Annotated in this window: 19 protein-coding genes; 8 read left to right on the top strand and 11 right to left on the bottom strand. The window is 36.9% G+C overall.

The window, feature by feature from the left end; all coding sequences use genetic code 11:
- Positions 1-108 precede the first annotated feature (108 nt).
- From ACHB7C_RS07560 to ACHB7C_RS07550, 3 genes are all read right to left on the bottom strand, one after another.
- Positions 109-1,404: a cytosine deaminase gene (locus tag ACHB7C_RS07560; RefSeq protein ID WP_042845259.1), complete on the bottom strand. Its 1,296-nt coding sequence runs from the start codon at positions 1,402-1,404 to the stop codon at positions 109-111.
- Entirely contained in the window at positions 1,397-2,644 is a 1,248-nt protein-coding gene (gene codB, locus ACHB7C_RS07555) for a cytosine permease (RefSeq protein ID WP_395346912.1), read from the bottom strand. Before codB ends, ACHB7C_RS07560 begins: the two co-directional genes overlap by 8 nt.
- A gap of 157 nt (positions 2,645-2,801) precedes the next feature.
- A complete protein-coding gene (locus ACHB7C_RS07550; RefSeq protein WP_042845255.1) occupies positions 2,802-3,689 on the bottom strand; it encodes a LysR family transcriptional regulator in 888 nt (295 codons plus the stop codon).
- Between the two features lie 100 nt (positions 3,690-3,789).
- Between ACHB7C_RS07550 and ACHB7C_RS07545 the strand changes: the two genes are divergently transcribed.
- Positions 3,790-4,233, top strand: coding sequence for a PACE efflux transporter (locus ACHB7C_RS07545; RefSeq protein WP_042845253.1), 444 nt, complete (start codon positions 3,790-3,792; stop codon positions 4,231-4,233).
- Positions 4,234-4,291: 58 nt separating this feature from the next.
- On the opposite strand, the gene dbpA is transcribed toward ACHB7C_RS07545, so the two are convergent.
- Positions 4,292-5,665 (bottom strand): ATP-dependent RNA helicase DbpA, encoded by a 1,374-nt coding sequence (gene dbpA / locus ACHB7C_RS07540; RefSeq protein ID WP_166685692.1) that lies wholly within the window; start codon positions 5,663-5,665, stop codon positions 4,292-4,294.
- Between the two features lie 551 nt (positions 5,666-6,216).
- On the opposite strand from dbpA, the gene ACHB7C_RS07535 reads away from it, so the two are divergent.
- From ACHB7C_RS07535 to ACHB7C_RS07515, 5 genes are read left to right on the top strand one after another with little or no spacing between them, the layout of a single operon-like run.
- Positions 6,217-7,362: a PLP-dependent aspartate aminotransferase family protein gene (locus tag ACHB7C_RS07535; protein ID WP_042845250.1), complete on the top strand. Its 1,146-nt coding sequence runs from the start codon at positions 6,217-6,219 to the stop codon at positions 7,360-7,362.
- A 40-nt stretch (positions 7,363-7,402) separates the two neighbouring features.
- Entirely contained in the window at positions 7,403-8,827 is a 1,425-nt protein-coding gene (locus ACHB7C_RS07530; RefSeq protein ID WP_042845248.1) for a Na+/H+ antiporter NhaC family protein, read from the top strand.
- 15 nt (positions 8,828-8,842) lie between these two features.
- Positions 8,843-9,838 (top strand): D-cysteine desulfhydrase, encoded by a 996-nt coding sequence (locus ACHB7C_RS07525; RefSeq protein ID WP_071548307.1) that lies wholly within the window; start codon positions 8,843-8,845, stop codon positions 9,836-9,838.
- Positions 9,839-9,866: 28 nt separating this feature from the next.
- The gene (locus ACHB7C_RS07520) at positions 9,867-11,009 is read left to right on the top strand and encodes a PLP-dependent aspartate aminotransferase family protein (protein WP_166685696.1); all 1,143 of its coding nucleotides are present in this window, start codon (positions 9,867-9,869) and stop codon (positions 11,007-11,009) included.
- Between the two features lie 55 nt (positions 11,010-11,064).
- Positions 11,065-11,409 (top strand): DUF3088 family protein, encoded by a 345-nt coding sequence (locus tag ACHB7C_RS07515; protein ID WP_272686164.1) that lies wholly within the window; start codon positions 11,065-11,067, stop codon positions 11,407-11,409.
- Positions 11,410-11,492: 83 nt separating this feature from the next.
- Here the strand turns inward: ACHB7C_RS07515 and dmsD are convergent, their stop codons facing one another.
- The 4 genes from dmsD to ACHB7C_RS07495 all read right to left on the bottom strand — a co-directional run bounded on the left by dmsD (position 11,493) and on the right by ACHB7C_RS07495 (position 14,264).
- Entirely contained in the window at positions 11,493-12,110 is a 618-nt protein-coding gene (dmsD, locus tag ACHB7C_RS07510) for a Tat proofreading chaperone DmsD (protein ID WP_042845240.1), read from the bottom strand.
- Positions 12,111-12,481: 371 nt separating this feature from the next.
- Positions 12,482-13,234, bottom strand: coding sequence for an energy transducer TonB (locus tag ACHB7C_RS07505; RefSeq protein WP_349486788.1), 753 nt, complete (start codon positions 13,232-13,234; stop codon positions 12,482-12,484).
- 358 nt (positions 13,235-13,592) lie between these two features.
- Positions 13,593-13,760, bottom strand: coding sequence for a hypothetical protein (locus ACHB7C_RS07500; protein ID WP_272659445.1), 168 nt, complete (start codon positions 13,758-13,760; stop codon positions 13,593-13,595).
- A gap of 33 nt (positions 13,761-13,793) precedes the next feature.
- A complete protein-coding gene (locus ACHB7C_RS07495; protein ID WP_042845237.1) occupies positions 13,794-14,264 on the bottom strand; it encodes a multidrug/biocide efflux PACE transporter in 471 nt (156 codons plus the stop codon).
- 110 nt (positions 14,265-14,374) lie between these two features.
- Here ACHB7C_RS07495 and ACHB7C_RS07490 point away from each other — a divergent pair, with 110 nt between their 5' ends.
- Together ACHB7C_RS07490 and ACHB7C_RS07485 are read left to right on the top strand one after the other, a co-directional pair.
- Positions 14,375-15,229, top strand: a complete 855-nt coding sequence (locus ACHB7C_RS07490; protein ID WP_042845235.1) for a LysR family transcriptional regulator — start codon at positions 14,375-14,377, stop codon at positions 15,227-15,229.
- A gap of 189 nt (positions 15,230-15,418) precedes the next feature.
- Positions 15,419-15,898: a DUF4822 domain-containing protein gene (locus ACHB7C_RS07485; RefSeq protein WP_071548305.1), complete on the top strand. Its 480-nt coding sequence runs from the start codon at positions 15,419-15,421 to the stop codon at positions 15,896-15,898.
- Positions 15,899-15,958: 60 nt separating this feature from the next.
- Here the strand turns inward: ACHB7C_RS07485 and ACHB7C_RS07480 are convergent, their stop codons facing one another.
- The 3 genes from ACHB7C_RS07480 to ACHB7C_RS07470 all read right to left on the bottom strand — a co-directional run bounded on the left by ACHB7C_RS07480 (position 15,959) and on the right by ACHB7C_RS07470 (position 19,235).
- The gene (locus tag ACHB7C_RS07480; protein WP_071548304.1) at positions 15,959-16,903 is read right to left on the bottom strand and encodes a phosphotransferase; all 945 of its coding nucleotides are present in this window, start codon (positions 16,901-16,903) and stop codon (positions 15,959-15,961) included.
- A 90-nt stretch (positions 16,904-16,993) separates the two neighbouring features.
- Positions 16,994-18,346: a molecular chaperone gene (gene yegD, locus ACHB7C_RS07475; protein ID WP_349483736.1), complete on the bottom strand. Its 1,353-nt coding sequence runs from the start codon at positions 18,344-18,346 to the stop codon at positions 16,994-16,996.
- Positions 18,347-18,836: 490 nt separating this feature from the next.
- Entirely contained in the window at positions 18,837-19,235 is a 399-nt protein-coding gene (locus ACHB7C_RS07470; protein WP_166685702.1) for a hypothetical protein, read from the bottom strand.
- Positions 19,236-19,346: the final 111 nt, after the last annotated feature.

Genomic DNA, 19,346 nt, shown 5'->3' with positions numbered 1-19,346 from the left:
GGTATGAAAGATGAACAGCAAATTTAAAATGGGGGGAATGAAATATAGGAAGACAGCTTAAATGGTTCACCTGTTGGCCACAGAGAACCATTTAAACGGCTAAATAACTTATTTAGTTCGATCTGAATAACCGTAATTGATAATTTCGGCTTGCTCAAGTTGGATTTGTGTTACCGCAGGTTGAGTATTGGCTATCACACGCCCATCACGGATAGAATAGCGAACAGGGACTTGTCGGCGTACCGCATCAAAACCATTTTCGGCAGGTAAAACTAGCAGGTTAGCCCGCTTCCCTTCACCAATACCATAGTCAGCTAAAGCCAATGTACGCGCACTGTATTCACTAATTAACTTCAGCCCATCATTGATTTGTTGATAACCCATTAACTGGCAAACATGTAACCCCATATGTAGCACTTGCAGCATATTTGCTGTACCGAGAGGATACCAAGGGTCAAATACATCATCGTGACCGAAGCAAACATTAATATCTGCTGCTAGCATCTCTTTAACACGTGTAATACCACGGCGCTTAGGGTAAGTATCAAATCGGCCTTGTAAGTGAATATTGACGAGTGGGTTCGCGACAAAGTTAATCCCTGACATTTTCAATAAACGGAATAAACGCGAAGTGTAAGCGCCATTATAGGAATGCATGGCAGTTGTATGACTAGCAGTCACACGAGCCCCCATCCCTTGTGCATGCGCTAATGCGGCTACGGTTTCCACAAAGCGTGATTGTTCGTCATCGATTTCGTCACAATGCACATCAATTAAGCGGTCGTATTTCTGAGCCAGTGCAAAGGTTTTATGTAACGACTCAACACCATACTCGCGGGTAAACTCAAAATGTGGAATTGCTCCTACCACATCTGCGCCTAAGCGTAATGCTTCCTCTAATAGGGCTTCGCCATTTGGATATGACAAAATCCCTTCTTGTGGAAAGGCGACAATTTGTAAGTCGACCCAAGGGGCGATTTCTTGCTTAACTTCTAACATGGCTTTCAGGGCTGTTAATGTGGGGTCAGAAACATCCACATGGGTACGAACATGTTGAATTCCATTAGCAATTTGCCATTTTAATGTTTGCCACGCTCGGCTTTTAACATCATTGTGAGTCAACATTGCTTTACGTTCAGCCCAGCGCTCAATACCTTCAAATAAGGTGCCTGATTGGTTCCAGCTAGGTTGCCCAGCAGTTTGCGTTGTATCTAAATGGATATGTGGCTCAACAAAGGGAGCAGTCACTAAGCCACCTTCAGCATCCAAGCTTTCAGGCAATATTTCCCCGGCGGGTTGTGGCACAATGGCTTGAATTTTTTTGTTTTCGATATCAATGCGCCATAGTCCATCACGTTCTGCTAAATGGGCATTATGAATATGTTTGAAAGTTTGATTAAGCACGTGTCATCTCCGAGTCTGTTGTGCGGCGGCGATTTAATAATGGGTTAAGAACAGCGTAACATAATGCGCCACCGAGCACGGCATTAACTGGGACAATCCCAGGTAAATAATTACCTGCAATGACACCAGCAGCAACGGCCAATAATGCACTAACGTTAACATCACGCATTTTATTGCTATCGAAGGTGCTATAACGGTGACGATACATTAAGAAATCTGCAATGATAATTCCCCCAATTGGAGGAATAGCGGCAGATAAGAAAGTGAGCCAACCAACAAAATTATTATATAGCCATAAAGCACATAAAGTACCTATTAAGCCGTTGATGATAGATAAGGTTTTGCTGGATAGCCCCGTAATATTTGCAAAGCCTAAGCCAGATGCGTAGAGGGCATTATCATTGGTAGTCCATATATTTAGCCCTAAAACAATAATTGCGGGTAATAAAAGTCCTTGAGCAATCATAACATCAGAAATGTCTGCCATACCCAATGAAGCGGCTCCTGCCGCGCCAAAGATAAACATTAATGAATTACCAAGGAAAAAGGCAACAATGGCGACGAGGACGGCGATTTTTGGCCTACGACCAAAGCGAACAAAATCAGCAGTTAATGTGCCTGCACTCACAAAAGACCCTACGACCATGGCTAATGCAAGGTTAAAATCAATTGGTTTTGTCGGGGTAATTGATTGTAAAGCATTCATGCCCCCCATATCAGTAACCGCAAGATAAACGGAATAGCTGCCCAGTATGGCGATAGCAGGGACAGCAACGACAGAAAGAACCGTAAGTGCAGAAATACCGAAAATAACAGTCACCGTCATTAAGACCCCTGAAATACCAATTAGCCAATTAATATCCCAACCAGTAGCTTTCCCGACAGGAATTGCAAACATAGCAACTCCAACACCAAACCAGCCGACTTGGGTGCCGCCTAATAAGAAAGAAGGAAGCCAAGAACCTTTGATACCAAAAGAATAGCGTGCAAGGAGGTGGGTTGTTAAGCCAGTTTTAGAACCGATAAAACTAAGAAATGCGGTGTAGATACCAAGAAGAAGATTACCGATGAGTACTGCGAGGAAGAAATCATGAAAATCAAGACCGGTACCAAGAGCGCCTCCGGTCCACATACTGGCGGAAAAGAAGGTTAATCCTAGCATTACAAAGGTTAATGCTAGCCCGCCTTTTCGCGCGGATATGGGCACGGGGCCATGACTATAATTTTTATCTTCGCTCACGATAGTCTCCAATTATTTTTTCAGGGCAAAAAAATCCGGCGCATTTTATAGCCAGAAAAATAAAAAGCAAACGTTTTCGTTGGTGGTATTAAAATAATTAATCTATTAAAAAGCAATTTAATTTAAGGAAATAAGTCAGAAGGGGTCATGAAAATTTTTATGTAAGATGTGTTTTTTTCAGTAATTCAATGCATTCTTGTGCGCCGCGTTTAAGTGCATGGCTCTTTAAGCTAACCACATGAATAGGGAGCTTCAAACCATTAGGTGTATTTTTAAACTGTAACGGCTTTAAAGTCCCTGTCGCTAGCTTATCTTTAATCAGGGACAAGGGAAAATTCCCCCAGCCCATGCCCCCTTCGACTAAGCCTAGTGCTAGGGAAAAGCTATCTGTTTTCCAATAGTTGCTGGAAACAACAATGCGCATATCACTGAGCTCGTGCTGCCGGCTACCAATAATAATTTGTCGGCTTTCGACGAGGTCTTCAATATAAAGTGAAGTTCTTTCTTGCAAAGAAGGGTGCTTTGTCGAAATAGTCGCAATAATAGACTCCTCGCCAATATAATGAAATTGTTCTTGAGAGTTAACATGTATTCCACCAAATACAATAGCGAGCTGGAGTTGTTTTTTATGTAGTAGTGGTAATAGGTCATCTTGGGGCGCGGTGACAAGTTCAATATGTAACAAGGGATATCGTTGGCTCAAAACACGTAGAGCATCAAAGAGTATATTTGAATTAATACCTGCCGCAACACCTATAGCCAGAGTGCTTTCTACCCCTTGGGTCAACTCTCTGGAAAATGTATTAAGTTGTGATAAGTTTTCAATAATATGGCGTGCATAGGGGGCTAATGAAAGGGCTTTCTCTGTCGGTTTGGGCTCACGGGAGTGACGATCAAATAGCTCAAAACCCAATTCTGCTTCAAGATTAGCTATTGCCATACTGACTGCCGAGGGGACTCGTTGTAATGATCTTGCAGCGGCAGAAAATGAGCCTTTGTCTAGAACAGTGAGGAAAATAATAAGATTGTCACTATTGAATGACATGGTAGACCTTTCAATAAAATTGATAGTAGCTGACTTTTATTATCATTGAATTATATTTATTTTACCACCTATTGATGACGATATATTTAGAGGTGGAGATATGCAGGGAATTAAACGGAAAATTGTGTTTGTTACTATCTATGAAGTTGTTGGGTGGGTGATTTCAGCGCTAGCACTGGCCTTTCTTTCAGGGAATTCAGCGGGAACAACAGGGCCATTAGCATTGGTGATAACTACGATTGCTGTTAGTTGGAATTTTATTTTTAATACAGGGTTTGAATATTGGGAGTCAAAACAAAAATCACGAATTAGAACCTTTAGGCGCCGGTTTGTGCATGCCATATTATTTCAATTAACATTGGTAATTTTTTTAATACCGTTAATTGCATGGTGGCTCTCGATTAGTCTTTTACAGGCGTTAATACTTGATTTTGCATTAATTATTTTTATCCCAATTTATACTTTCTTTTTTAATTGGGCTTTCGATAAAATTTTTGGGTTGCCTAAATCAGCTCTGCCACAAGATAATAAAGCCGTATCATAAAACAAATAGCGTGTTTCCTTCCTTTTTTATTGCGGAAGGAAACACAGATTGCCCAATATTATTTTAGTAACCTAACCTTAACCGCTTTGCCTTTAATTTTCCCTTGTTGCAATTGTTTCCATGCTTGTTGAGCAACAGAGCGTTTGACGGCAACATAGGCATGGGTAGGATGGATAACAATTTTACCAATATCATCGCTTACTAAACCGACATCACCAGTTAGTGCTCCTAAAATATCGCCTGGGCGCATTTTGGCCTTTTTGCCGCCATCAATACACAATGTTGCCATTGTTGCTTCTAATGGTGTGATATGAAGCCCCTCAGGCTCAGCGTGCCAATTGAGCTTCATATTTAGCATTTCTTCGAGCACGTTAGCGCGTTGAGCTTCTTCAGGTGCACATAAGCTAATTGCTAGGCCGCTTTCTCCTGCTCTTGCAGTTCGGCCAATGCGGTGAATATGCACTTCTGGGTCCCATGACAATTCATAGTTAATCACCATTTCTAGTGCTTTGATATCTAACCCACGGGAAGCAACATCTGTTGCGACTAAAACGCGGCTACTGCTATTGGCAAAACGTATTAGAGTTTGGTCGCGGTCACGTTGTTCCATGTCACCATGTAGTACTAAAACACTCTGTTTACTCTCTGTTAGAGCGTCAAATACGGCTTGGCAATCTTTTTTAGTATTGCAAAAAATTACGCAGGATGCAGGTTGCTCACGGCTTAATAATTTTTGCAATAGGGCTATCTTCCCATGACGTGAAACTTCATAGAACTGTTGTTCGACAGCGGGTAATTCGTCAATGCTATTAATTTCAATAGCTTGTGGTTCGTGCTGGATTTGCTGACTGATACGTGCGATTTCATCTGGCCAAGTTGCTGAAAATAATAAGGTTTGACGATTCACTGGGGAGTAATCAATCACGGTTTCTATGTCAGGCATAAAACCCATATCTAACATTCTATCAGCTTCATCTAACACTAGAGTCTGCAAAGCATCTAACTGAACGGTTTCACGGTTTAAATGGTCAAGTAAACGGCCCGGCGTTGCGACAATGATATGTGCAGCATGGGCGAGGGAATCCCGTTGTATGCTAAATGGGACGCCACCACACAGGGTTAAAATCTTAATATTAGGAATTGCACGTGCTAGCCGACGTAGTTCGTTTGCCACTTGCTCTGCGAGTTCACGAGTAGGGCATAAGACTAATGATTGTGTTTTAAACAACTTAGCATCGATATGTTGCAATAATCCCAGACCAAACGCTGCGGTTTTGCCACTCCCCGTTTTAGCCTGTGCTCGAATATCTTTTCCGGCAAGGATTGGCGGAAGGGCGGCGGCTTGGATAGGGGTCATACTGAGATAACCTAATTCTTGTAGGTTAGAAAGTTGTTCAGTAGAAAGAGCGTTAAGGTCAGCAAATGAAGTCACTATAAAATCTCAAATAGAATAAAAGGCTAATGATGCTAATGATACTATCCTAGCGTTGCGCTGTCTGTTTTTAATTCTGAATACTTAACTAGAATAGTTAATCCAATGATCTATTTTAATTTTAAAGCAAAGAGAATAAAATTCTCTTAAACCCATGTTCAGTAGTATTGATAGAGGGGGAATAAGCAAATCCCCTAAGAAACAAGTTAAATTTATTTAAATATTGATACTGATTGATTACATGTGACACTGATATATTTAACTTCTCACATACATTTATTGTTTATTTTTAATTGGTTATAGCTTCTTTGCTGCCTTTTTTCTATTCGTTAAGTGACTAAATAATAATATTGTGACGCTGAACTCATTTATTGTAATTATAGTAATTTATTGATTTTTAATGTTATAAAACTCAGTTTAGAAAAATTTTCTCTTAATTTGCAACATGTCATCAATTTTTAGAAAAAATTTTCTATTTCTCTGTGGCATATTCCTTTTAGCAACAAATATAAATATATCGTTCTTTATTTTACTATTACTGGGTTTAGATAATGACTAAGAATATCGCTACAATTTTAATTCATGGTGGAAAGCAGCAAGATGCAGTTAATCACGCTATTTTCCCTGCAATTACAACGGCCAGTACTTTTGTTCAACAAAGCTTAACAGATCATGGAGAATATTGTTATTCACGTTGTAGTAACCCAACACGTTATGCATATGAAACCTTACTAGCTGAAATTGAAGGTGGGGTTTATGCAACAGCAACCGCCTCAGGTGTTGCCGCTTCGAGCTTAGTATTAAACTTATTACCTAAAGATTCGCATATTATTGCGATGAAAGGGGTTTATGGTGGAACGTTTAGGTTATTTGAACGCGTCTCAACATTAAATTGTGGGCACCAAATAGACTATGTTGACCTTAATAATCTGGAAGAAGTTAAAGCAAAAATAAAAGAAAACACCCGTTTAATTTGGATAGAAAGCCCAACAAACCCATTATTAGAATTAGTTGATATTAAAGCAATTTGTTCATTAGCTAAAAAGCATCATATTTTAACTTGTGTTGATAATACATTCGCTACGGCATGGAATCAAAAACCGTTGGAATTAGGTGCTGATTTAGTGATGCTATCGGCGAGTAAATATATAGGTGGCCACTCTGATTTAATTGGTGGTGCAGTGATTACTCAGAGTGATGAGCTAGCGAATCGTCTAGATTTTTTGAAAACCACACTAGGCGCGATTGCTTCTCCTTTTGATGCGTATCTAGCTTTACGTGGACTTAAAACATTAGCACTTCGCATGTCAGCACAATGCTGTAACGCAGAACAAGTTGCAAAATATTTATCTACACACCCAAAAGTTGAACAAGTTTATTACCCAGGGCTGTCTTCGCATCCACAATATGAACTATGTAAAAAACAAATGCGTACTGGTGGGGCGGTCGTCACGATTAAATTAAAAGGTGATATTGAAGATACAAAGTATTTCTTATCTAAAGTGAAGTACTTTGTATTAGCTGAGTCTCTTGGTGGTGTAGAAAGTATGGTGAATCATTCTGCAACTATGTCCCATGGCTCAATGACAAAAGAAGAAAGAGAAAGTATTGGTGTTTATGATACGACATTACGTTTATCTGTAGGTATTGAAGATATTACTGACTTATTAAATGATTTAGAAAACGCATTATCTTAATTTATTAAAATCACAATAAAATATAATAAGAGAGCATCTAATGAATGATTATGGGATTTGGACTATTGTCACGCCAATGGTGACAATACTTTTAGCCATTTTTACACGACAAGTTATATTATCATTATTACTGGGAATATTAGTCGGTTTTACCGTTATACATGATCACAATATATTATTAGGTGTGAATGGGACACTTGATGGTATTATTAATACGTTTGCTTCACCAGGGAATACAAAAACAATTCTATTTATGGTAATGATTGGCGGTATTATGCGACTGGTTGTTGTTACTGGGGGCGTAAAATCACTGGTTAGGTTATTAACGAATAAAACAAAATTAATTAAAAATAAAAAAGCCGTTCAATTAATGGCGATGATTATAACCTCATTAATTTTTATCGAAAGTTCGATTAATCAATTAATCGCAGGGGCTTCAACTAAAACACTGGCTAAAAAATACGGCGTATCGCCTGAGAAAATGTCATATATTGTTCAAACATCCTGTGTTTCAGTTTGTTCTTCAGCCATGATTAACGGTTGGGGGGCGGCAATGATGGGGGTGATTGGCGTACAAATATCCAAAGGTTTCATCACAGGAGAACCATTTGAAATTTTAGCAAGCTCAATGGTATTTAATATCATGGCGTGGTTTTCTTTAGCATCAGTATTGTTTTATATCTTCTCTAATACATCTTGGGGGCCAATGAAAAAAGCCGATTTACGTGCGCAAGAACAGGCTTTGACAATGTTGGCGGCAGAAGAAACAGAACAGGATGATGAAGATATTATTGACCACCCTAACTGCCATACATCCCTTAATTTCTTTATTCCTATTCTATCTACAGTATTAATGGTACCTCTTGCGCTTTATATCACTGGTAATGGCGATTTTAGCAAAGGTAGTGGCTCAACTTCGGTATATTGGGGCGTCATGTTTGGAACTTTAGTTTCTTTTGTTTGGTTCTTAGCTCGTCGTGTATTGAACATTGAGACTTTTTTTAAAGAACTGTATATCGGCTATGCCAGCATGGTCAAAATTAGCTCTGTGATGATTTTGGCATTTTTAATGGGGACCGTATCTTCAGATTTAAATACCGGGGCCTATATTGCAGAAATTACATCAGGGGTTATTTCACCTGCATTTTCAATAGGGTTTATTTTCTTAATTAGTGCGGTGATGTCTCTTGCAACGGGAACATCATGGGGAACATTTGCCATTATGATCCCGATTGGCGTTCAACTAGGGATTTCCGTCGGTATGCCTATTGAATATATGATTGGTGCAGCTATTGCGGGTTCTATTTATGGCGATATGACTTCTCCAATATCCAGTGATGCGATTGTGGCTTCAATGGCAACGGATTGCGACCATATTGAACATATTCGTACTCAAATGCCTTATGCCACCGTAACAGCTGTCTTTGCGTTAATGGTTTATCTCTATTTAGGTTTTACTTATTAGCGGGATACGTTAAAAATGAATTTTCAAGAAAAAATCTCGGCTATTACCAAAATAGATTTACTTCATGGGGTAACTCCCTTAATGAAATTACATAATATTTCAGAGTATCTAGGCCGTGATATTTATATTAAACGTGATGACATGACCCCCCTTGCTATGGGGGGAAATAAACTTCGTAAATTAGAATATCTTTTTGCAGATGCATTGAGTAAAAAAGCCAAGGTTATCGTTACCGCGGGGGCTATTCAATCTAATCATGTTCGCCAAACAGCAGCTATTGCTGCAATGTATGGCTTACAGTGTGTTGCACTATTAGAAAACCCAATACGAAGCCATAATTCACTATTTTTGAATAATGGAAATAAGCTGCTAACCGACTTATTTAATGCGGATTGTTATTTTTGTGATGAACTGACAGACCCAAATACACAACTGCAGGAACTTATTGAAAAACTAAATTTGCAAGGTAGTTATATTATTCCTGTAGGTGGTTCAAACGTATTAGGGTCAATAGGTTATGTCAATTGTGCTTTAGAAATTGTGCAGCAAAAACCAAAAGAAATCGAGTTTGCGGCTGTAATTGTGGCCTCAGGGAGTGCTGGAACACATGCGGGGTTGGCAGTTGGTTTACAAGCGTTTTTACCACATACCCCAGTCATAGGGGTTACAGTTTCTCGCACGGTAGAACAACAAAAACCTAAAGTTGAATATTTACTTAATCAACTTGCCGTGCAATTTAATCTTTCAGCATTACCTGAAATTAAATTATGGGATCAATATTTTGCCCCTTGTTATGGAATGCCTAATGATAAAGGCCAACAAGCAGTTGAACTATTGGCGAGAAAAGAAGGGATTTTACTTGACCCTGTTTATACAGGCAAAGCAATGGCAGGGTTAATTGATAATATTTTAAAAGAAACGATTGGTGGCAATCAGCCATTACTCTTTATTCATACTGGCGGTTCACCCGCTATGTTTGCTTACTCTGAAATTAATGTGGCAAGTATTTAAATATACTTATTAATAATGCGATTTACTTATGAAAATTAATACCAAAGTTATACATGGTTACCCGATGACAGATAAATATACTGGAAGTTCGTCTATTCCGTTATATCAATCATCGACTTATTCTCAATCGGATATTGAAGAAAATTATTCTTATATTTATTCACGTTTTTCTAACCCTACTAGAGATGCATTAAGTGATGCTATCTGTGCGATTGAAAATGCCAAGTATGCTGAAATTTTTTCCTCCGGAATGGCAGCAATTAGTGCTATTTTGTTGAGTTTTAGCCATGGTGACCATATTGTTGCTTGCAAAAGTATTTATGGCGGGTCGTTTCAATTAATGACTGAATTTTTACCAAGATATGGTATTTCAGTGACATTTGTTGATGCAACAAACCCGCAAAATTATGCGGATGCAATTAAAAAGAATACCAAGGCTTTTTATATTGAAACTCCATCAAACCCAACATTACAGGTGACAGATTTAATCTCAGTGATCCGTATTGCAAAAGAAAAGCAACTCATCACAATTTGTGATAATACGTTTATGACACCGTTATTGTCTGATGTGATTTCATTAGGTATTGATTATTCGATTAATAGCGCTACAAAGTTTATTAATGGCCATAGCGATGTGATTTTAGGAACGGCAGCAACAAACAACCCCGAATATGCTAAATTGCTACATAAATCTGCGGTAGCTATTGGTAGTATTGCTGCACCTTTTGATAGCTGGTTAACCATGCGTGGGTTGAAATCGATGGCGATGCGAGTTGAAAGATCCAGTGAAAACGCACAAAAGCTTGCTGAATATTTGCATGAACATCCTAAAGTTGAGCAAGTATTTTATCCAGGTCTACCCTCTCATCCAAATTATGATATTCATATGCGGCAATCTAAAAATGGGGGAATGGTTGTTTCTTTTGATTTAGGCAGTTATGAGAATGTGAAATTATTTTTAGATACAATTCGCATACCATTAGTTGCCGTGAGTTTAGGGGGGATAGAATCTATCGTTTCTTATCCTAGGATCATGTCTCATGCTTGCATACCTGAAGAAGAACGCCTATTACAAGGTGTTACTGAAGGGCTTTTGCGTTTCTCATTAGGTTGTGAAGATATTGAAGACATTATTGCAGATGTTGATATTGCACTTGCTCAAATAAAGTAACAATAATGCCGAATAGTTTATTTTGGTTTACTCATCAGTTCAATTAGGTAACATTATGAAATATAAGTTATATCTTTTAAATATGGGTTTTTCAGATAAAAATTATGAAGGTGAAGTATTTTATTGCCCTGATTGCACAATGTTAGAAGGCATTCTTGCTAAGAACACTAATTTAAGGGAATTTATTGATGTGGTCTATATTGGTTTTGAAAAACCTAGACAAGAACTGATCACTGTTATCGGGGATGTGAACCAATCTTTGCCTGTGTTGGTATTGCCTGAAGGGATTAGTTCGGTACATCAAACGGGGGTTTACAATAATACTGCTTATATTTCTGACTTGGACAAAATTATCCTGTTCTTAAATGATGCCTACCATATACCTAAAAAACACCCATAGTATAATAATAGCCCTAAATATACCCTGATTTAGGGCTATTATTCACACGTATTTATTTTCTATTCAAATAGCTATTGAAACAACTAAAGGTAAATTTCTTTATTTATCGGATTTAATTGGATAGCTTGCTGTATGTATTTTAAAGTTTCATTCGCTAATAGTGCAGTTGCTTCATAAAAAGCATGGCCACTTTGTAATTGCATTTTCTCTAAATAACGATAAGCCCAGGGTAACAAATGCATTTCTAATAGGCCCCGTAATAGCTCGGGTTTATTTTCAACAACCCAAGCAGTGAGTAACAATAATAAACCAATATGATCTTCTGGTTCATTTTGATTTAATTCAATATTAATTTGGTTGTTGCGTAGCCAAGCCCTTAGTTCAAGGGTGGATATACCAAAAACACTATTTTCCTTATCAAGGTAAACAGAGCCCCAAGGTGGTACGGGAAGCGCATCAGGGCCAATAAATAAGCGCTGATAAGCTTCTTGTAATGTTTCTTGCTCATTTAAGCTATCTTGAAAGCGTTTATCAATACGTTGGCAATCATAGATATTATTGAAAGGCCACTCAGATTGCCATTCACTTGAGCTAAATAAGTGAATTAATTTATTTACACGGGCATCAGAAGGGTTATAACTAAATAATGCGCCAAGAGTTTGTGCGCAAAGTGAAAAATCCGCCAGTAGTTTTTGTTCCATATTGATCCACTTGATATATTGATTTCGCTTTTTAAGCCGATCGTAACCAAACATCAGGCTTTTGTCGATGATAACAATAAATAAGCTTTTTCTCGTCCTATATAAACAGTATTAGGTAATGATTACCCCGCAATAGCCTTGGCAACAATCATCTGTAGCCTGTAGAGAATTTCACTACTGATTAGTTCATCATACACGATTAATAAAACAGCATTAGAAAGCCTATTCTCAACGGTTTTTTCATTTTTATGTATAGTAAAGCCAAACAGCTAAACCCAATGATAATCAGGCTGTTCACTATTCAATATATTGCAGGCATTAACAGCATAGTAACTCATATCACGATAGCGGGTTATTAGCTTTATTTAGCGTTAATTAAATTCAATATTAAGGGTAATTGATTGAGCAAAGCCCGCTGGTGGCTTACCTACTGAGCGGCTTTTTTGTACCGCTGTTAATGCGGCATTGTCTAATAATTCGTTTCCAGAACTACTCGCTAAGCGTACTAAACTAATTTCTCCCGTTTGGCTTAATTGGAACTGAACTGTGCTGACACCTCGACTTTTCATTTTTTTAGCTCTACGTGGATATTGTTTATTGCGTTCAATTTCTTGACGTAATTTTTCACGATAGGAACTTATTAATTGATTGTCTATATTACTAGGGGCTTGTTGTGTTTTGTGGCTTTTATTTCCCAAGGATAAGGACGTCACTTGACTACCTGCTTTTTGCTGTTGGGCAATTTCAGTGTGTAGAGGTGTTTTTTTCTCTACTGGCTTCTTAGGCGTCTCTGTATTTTTAACCATTGTAGATGTTGTTGGTTTAACCGGTTCTTTGACGGTTTTTTTTATTTCTTTTTGTTTTTTAGGGACGACAATAGTGGCTTTTTCCACCACAGTGTCTAACTTTATTTTACTAAGGATAGCGTGGGCTTGTGCTATTTCTTCAGGTTGAGTTTCTTGAGCGGCCTGAGTCAGTGCAATAGAAATAACTGGAGCATCCTGCAACGCTTGGTTTTTCTGAGATTGAGATAATGATTGAGTCGTTATATAAATAAAATACCCGATAACTAAAATATGCAATGTTATCGACAGAATAAAAGTAAGTAGTTTTTGACTCATCATAAGACCTCGGTATTCTTTCAGTTAAAGCCAAAAAGGTAACGGCTAAACGTGTTTAAGATAAGTAATTGCTAACATTGCTTTAAGGTTATAAGGGGTAAAAGAATTCATTTGGTTATAAATCATAAGATAATATGATGTTTTATTTTATGTTAATGATTATCAATTGCAAATGCAAGTTGTTGTCATTATCGTGAGGTACGTCGTGGTTTCTCAGTTTTATAGTGTCATTAAAGTAATTAACAGCAGATAAAGTGGGGATATTTATTTCTCTATTAAAACAAAAAGGCTTAGCAAATAACTAAACCTTGATGAAATGACTTATATGATAAATTATGACTGTTAATAGTATCTTATTATCTTATTTAGTTTTACTCCGGATTAAATGTTGTTCCATGGCATAAATTGTCGCAGAGGATTGGTTATTCTGTGTAAAACTAAGCGCTACCGCTGCTTTCTCATGGCTATCCATTTCTCCAAAGTTTTTTGCAATGATAGCTAATATCGGGTCACTATTTGACATCGACACCGAACATATTTCGTGTTCGGTGTCGTTGCTGAACTATGTACGTTTTATGGCTGGTTTAATCGAGTTTGATTGGTTTTCTTGGTTAGTAAACCAACGGTCACGCAAAATGTCATAGAGTAGGTTAAATGCATAAGTGTAAAATAAGAAAAAAGCAAAGAAGCCAATCTCAAGTAAAAATGCATCCCATAAAGTCATTTTTAGGAGTACTGCCAGTATCGGTAGGCCGAGGATCACAAAACTTAATTCGAAACCAACAGCATGGGCAATACGTACTTTAGTTGGGCGTAGCCCTTTAGAAAGAGGCCAGTAGAGGTCAAATAGCATGTTATAGAATAGGTTTAATAACATGGCGAGTGTCGATAATATAATCGCGACGGTACCCATTTGGAAAATTGAGCGTCCTAAAATCCATGCACTGACCGGAGCAGTTATCGCGATTGCGATGATTTCAAATGAAACTGCATGAAAAATTCGTTCAGTTAATGTTTTTGTCTGCTTGCTCATAACTACCTCAAATATATAGCTATCTAATATGTTATAAAAAAAACAGGTGCAATTATTTGCTATTTTATATATATATACAAAATGGCAGCCATCGGAAAAATCGATACCTTATGAACTATTCTATAGAAACATTGCGTACCTTTGTGGAAGCCGCTGCACTGAAATCGTTCTCTGCGGCAGCGAGAAAGCTTAATAAAAGCCAATCGACAGTGAGTACGACTATTAGTGGTTTTGAAGATGATATGGGGTTTGCTTTATTTGATAGGCAAGGGCGTGAATCAACACTGACTTTTGCTGGAAGAAAGGTATTAAGTCTAGTTGAGGATATCTTATCAGCTGATGAACGATTACAAGCCTTGAGAGTTGAATTGTCACCTGATATTGAACCACGGTTAAGTTGTGCTTTTTCAGATATTTATCAACCTCCACACGCAGAGCATGTATTAACAATATTAGATAGACAATTTCCTCATATTGAATTTGAATTCTTAATAGCCGAAAACAATGATGTCATTGAAATGATCCAAAATCAGCAGGCTCATGTTGGCATGATGGAGTCACGAATCGAATATCCTGCTGATATTTCATTTTCACGTTTACCTGTTCAAGGGGAGCTAGGGTTGTATGTGTTAGCTAGCCATCCGTTAGCAAAAGAAAAACAAATTACCTATCAACATCTCACGACGACACGTCAACTACGGTTAAGTAGCAGCAGTGAAACCGTCATTAACAGCGAAAAAAACTGGCTGGCTCCCAATTATTTGTTGTTACTAGAAATGGCTGAACAAGGGACTGGCTGGGCAATACTACCCACTTGGTTAGTCAAGCAATTCGGTCATGGCCTATTAGTGAGCCTTAATTATGACCTATGGCCGCGTAAAATTAATGTAGATTTAGTGTGGTCTAAGCATAATCCACCGGGTAAAGCGGGATATTGGTTGATCAATAAATTGTTAAATAGTTAGGATTGAATATATTTATTCTAATTAATTTGTAATTGTTGGTATAACTGTAATTTATTTAGAACTCCTCCTCGTATGTAACAAAACATTTCCATGTAAATAAACGTAATAACATTATGATAATAAGTCTTATGTAGTTACCCTTAAGTTAAATCAAATGCTTGTTTGAGCTTGTTAGTTAAAGGAAATAAAATGAAAAGACTATTAGTACCTACATTATTTGCTGTTGTATCTACAATGTCATTTGGTATTCAAGCCGCTACGGCTCCAGCAGCAACGCAATCACAAAATGCTGAGCATAAATTAAATGCTTATGAAGAAATCATGGTTGGTAAAGTCTGGACAACAACGGAAGCTTTAGACCAAAACAAAAAAGAAGTCAGTGCTGATGATAAGCAAGTTTCTAACTTCTTTGGCTTAGCTGAATATTATCCAGATGGCACCTTTAATATGACTACATTTGATGGGAAACCAAAAATGAAAGGTGATTGGTCATTTGATGAGAATGGAAAAACCCGTTCATTAACTGCAAAAAATGATCAAGGGGAAGTGTTATTTACTCGTGTTGTAGAAAATGTCACTGTAACACCTGAAGAATATACTTATCGTATTTATCCAGAGCAGGATAACAAAGATAAGTACTTTGATATTGTACATAAAGTTAAAAAATAATTTTCTTATGGATGCCGCTTTGAGCGGCATCCATATTATCTAGCAACGTGCTGTTTTAAATTATAGCGTGTATTTTTTTAACAATTTTTCATCTAATATTAATGATAACAATGAAATAAATAAATTTCGTTGCCGTGTATTTTCCCATCCTTGTTCAAAATCAGACATTAACCAAATCACTTCATCTAAAAATAAATGTTTGATAGCTTGTTGCCAACAAGACTTTTCAAAAGGGGTAACTGTAATGAATTCAGAATAACCGAGTTTAAACAATTCCCATTCATCTACAGTAAAAATACGATTTGGTGCTGTTTCTAATACATTATGGAAAAGTAACAATGTTAAGGCTAAATCGAAAATCCTAGGAATATAAGTTGCATTATCGGGGTCTATAATAAAGGCTTGGTTGCACTCTAAATAAATTAAATTATCAGCTTTGTAGTCATAAGGCGTAGCAACAGCGGGTAAATTATATTTTCTTAAAACCGATTGATTTTCAATAGTTTCTAGCATTAATCTTTTAAACTGATTTATATCTATAGCTAATTTATGCTTTATACAATGGTCATGTATGATATTGATATCATTGATTATATCGCTATCCTCAAGCTCATATTCATTATACTCACTGAGTTTTTCTTGATTATTGATAGAGGAAACCGAGTGTATTTTCCCCAGTAAACGGCCTGCTTCAATAATTTCATGTGTAGAAGCGCTATATTTACTTCCTTTAATAAACGGATAGAGCACCCAAACATCATTATTTATTTCTTGTGGATTTGGGGTAACTACTGAAATTGGTGTGACAATATTTATTTTCTTATTATTTAAATTGGATAAATAGCTTGCTAATCTGTTGGCATCATCAATATTAGAGCAAGTCTGTTTTAGTACATAGTCATGATTATTCTTATGTATTTTATATACTGGCGAATAAGGATAGATGCTTTCGATCTGACTAATATCTGTTAGCTTAAATTTTTTGAGAATATTATTAATTTTCATGTGACTACCAGCAACTGAAGAAGTAAGGTTAAAAGGTAATGTTAAACATTACCTTTTATTGTAAGTAGTCACTTAGAAAATAATGTGTTTTTATTTAAAACAGGTTTCAGCCCAGCGAGTTAGCCCTGCGGTAACGGAACCAAAATCATCTCCGCGTACGATAGGGATATTAGGCAATTCTTGGGAGATAGCTTGATGCAATATGGGTGAGCGAGCACTTCCCCCCGTAATGTAAATAGCATCAGGTTGCACTCCCCCTTGATTGACAGCCTCTTTAACTAGTTCAATCATTTTATTCTTTGGTGATTCTATTGATTCAATTAAATGCTCTCGTTGAATATTAACTTCAAGCGTTTCATTCAATAGCGCAATTTTAGCTAAATAATTAGCATCTTCAGATAAGGCAATTTTCGCCTCTTCAGCTATACGGACAAGGCTATACCCAAGAGTTTCGTTATATACTTCTAGTAAGCGAGCCAATTTTTTAGGCTCTTTTGCTTCTTGTTTTAATCGAGTCAGCGCTGAAAGGTTTTGCCGCGAATAAAATTCTTTTTGGGCTTCAACATTATTTATCGCAATTGGGTTCCAAAACTGTAAAAATGGCATTTTAATACCTGAAAGCGACTGGCTTTCCATCCCAAAAAGTTGCATCAATTGTTTTAGCGCAATATAGATATCAAGATCATTTCCACCCACTCTTTGGCCACTATGGGCTAATAAGGAAGGGGTTCTATCTTGTGCGGTTCGGTAACTTGGCCCCATTTGAATTAATGAGCAATCAGTTGTTCCGCCACCAATATCAACAACTAGGATTATTTGGTCACTATTTAAAGTTGATTCATATTCAAGGCCAGCAGCGACAGGTTCAAATTGAAATGTAATATGATGAAAGCCTGCACGTTTTGCGGCACGATATAATATGGATTCTGCTTGCTGGTTAGCTAATTCTCCACCGCGACCATGGAAGTTAATTGGCCGTCCAATCACTGTATCGTCTATAACTTGTTGTAAGGTATGTTCAGCAGTATCTTTGATATTTTTCATCATGGCGCAAACAAGGTCTTCGAAAAAACTAATTTGTGTTTCATGAAGCCCGGAAGCGCCTAAAAACGACTTAGGTGATTTTACATAATAAACATCTCTTGGGTCACTTAAATATAAATCTAAGGCAGCTTGCCCGAAAACAATATCTTCAGGCATTAAATCGACCCCTTCATCTTGATTAAAAGTTATCGACCTTCTTAATATTTGCTGCCCAATTTCATCTGAAGGTGTGATTTTGCAATGACGAAATAGGTGTTCAGATACAGATTCTCTTGTTGGCGCACACAGTGTTGATGGAATATATTTACTATGGCCCTCTAATGGTAATAGTGTCGGTATTCCGTCCTTCATGATTGCGACAGCGCAGTTGGATGTACCGTAATCAAAGCCTATAAACATCTCGCCTCCAAAATAGTAACCTTGAAAAAAAGGGTTGTGACTTTATATCAAGCAATCAAGAATTACTACCAAAATAGCTAGTTAATTTAACGTTGCAAGATTAGAAAATGATAAGATAGGCATGACTTCGCTTTTCTCAAAGTCAGTTGTGTGATTAAGGTTATGGAACTATTTTTAACCTTTCTTAAGCAGATGTATGCACTATAGTATATGGAGGTAGATAGAAAATTAACATATAGTGCTCATCTTAATTCTAACTTATCTTGAATGCAGAAATAAACAAGTTGAGAATATGAGAATATTGCTTATGCTGGTTTATTCGACCATTTATTATATTTTTATTATATGTAATTGAATCAATATAAAAACAACATACTTTATTTCGTTTGAAATGTGTAAGATTGAGTGATGGTTTTAGACGTAATTTAAATATTATTTTTATATTATTAATGTGTTAAATTTAACCTTGATTGTATTTTTATCCGGTGGATTAATTATTACAATATTTACCCCATATTATATTAAAATCATCATTAGGGAACTCTTTGTCTTTATCATCAATAATTGGGATAGAAACAACATTACGACCATCGTCATGAAGATATGTTTTAACGATAAAACGTTTAAATGAATATGGTGTTTGGCTGGTGAAAATGAGTACTTCTCCACAAACATAACCTAACATTCCATGGTCAAGGGTTTCCCTTATCTCATGATATTTAACATTTTTATACTCTGCTGTTTTAGGGTCAGCTAAAAAATCCTCAACTGCTTTTTGTGATTTTTCAATAATATCTAGATCAGGTGTATAGTTACTTGCGACACCGCCAATAAAGGAAGCACCAGCAATAAGGCCAACAACTAAGAATGAAAATATTTTATTTTTCATGTTTTTTATTTCTTATGTGATTGTTTTACATTCCTAAAAATAACGTCGTAAAAGAAAAATGTTTAATCGTATATAAGTGAAATTAAGAGCGTTAATTTTACTTACGTTATT

The organism is Providencia sp. 2024EL-00732 (genome assembly GCF_044006275.1).
GTDB lineage: Bacteria > Pseudomonadota > Gammaproteobacteria > Enterobacterales > Enterobacteriaceae > Providencia > Providencia huashanensis.
This window is presented reverse-complemented; position numbering and strand designations above follow the sequence as displayed.

What these genes read in the sequence shown, in the direction of transcription:
- dmsD (WP_042845240.1), bottom strand. Translation starts at nt 12,110, where the DNA reads ATGGAACAAAAACTACTGGCGGATTTTTCACTTTGCGCACAAACTCTT.
- ACHB7C_RS07480 (WP_071548304.1), bottom strand. Translation starts at nt 16,903, where the DNA reads ATGAAAATTAATAATATTCTCAAAAAATTTAAGCTAACAGATATTAGT.
- ACHB7C_RS07550 (WP_042845255.1), bottom strand. Translation starts at nt 3,689, where the DNA reads ATGTCATTCAATAGTGACAATCTTATTATTTTCCTCACTGTTCTAGAC.
- ACHB7C_RS07505 (WP_349486788.1), bottom strand. Translation starts at nt 13,234, where the DNA reads ATGATGAGTCAAAAACTACTTACTTTTATTCTGTCGATAACATTGCAT.
- ACHB7C_RS07530 (WP_042845248.1), top strand. Translation starts at nt 7,403, where the DNA reads ATGAATGATTATGGGATTTGGACTATTGTCACGCCAATGGTGACAATA.
- ACHB7C_RS07470 (WP_166685702.1), bottom strand. Translation starts at nt 19,235, where the DNA reads ATGAAAAATAAAATATTTTCATTCTTAGTTGTTGGCCTTATTGCTGGT.
- yegD (WP_349483736.1), bottom strand. Translation starts at nt 18,346, where the DNA reads ATGTTTATAGGCTTTGATTACGGTACATCCAACTGCGCTGTCGCAATC.
- ACHB7C_RS07515 (WP_272686164.1), top strand. Translation starts at nt 11,065, where the DNA reads ATGAAATATAAGTTATATCTTTTAAATATGGGTTTTTCAGATAAAAAT.
- ACHB7C_RS07535 (WP_042845250.1), top strand. Translation starts at nt 6,217, where the DNA reads ATGACTAAGAATATCGCTACAATTTTAATTCATGGTGGAAAGCAGCAA.
- ACHB7C_RS07495 (WP_042845237.1), bottom strand. Translation starts at nt 14,264, where the DNA reads ATGAGCAAGCAGACAAAAACATTAACTGAACGAATTTTTCATGCAGTT.
- ACHB7C_RS07520 (WP_166685696.1), top strand. Translation starts at nt 9,867, where the DNA reads ATGAAAATTAATACCAAAGTTATACATGGTTACCCGATGACAGATAAA.
- ACHB7C_RS07545 (WP_042845253.1), top strand. Translation starts at nt 3,790, where the DNA reads ATGCAGGGAATTAAACGGAAAATTGTGTTTGTTACTATCTATGAAGTT.
- ACHB7C_RS07490 (WP_042845235.1), top strand. Translation starts at nt 14,375, where the DNA reads ATGAACTATTCTATAGAAACATTGCGTACCTTTGTGGAAGCCGCTGCA.
- ACHB7C_RS07525 (WP_071548307.1), top strand. Translation starts at nt 8,843, where the DNA reads ATGAATTTTCAAGAAAAAATCTCGGCTATTACCAAAATAGATTTACTT.
- ACHB7C_RS07485 (WP_071548305.1), top strand. Translation starts at nt 15,419, where the DNA reads ATGAAAAGACTATTAGTACCTACATTATTTGCTGTTGTATCTACAATG.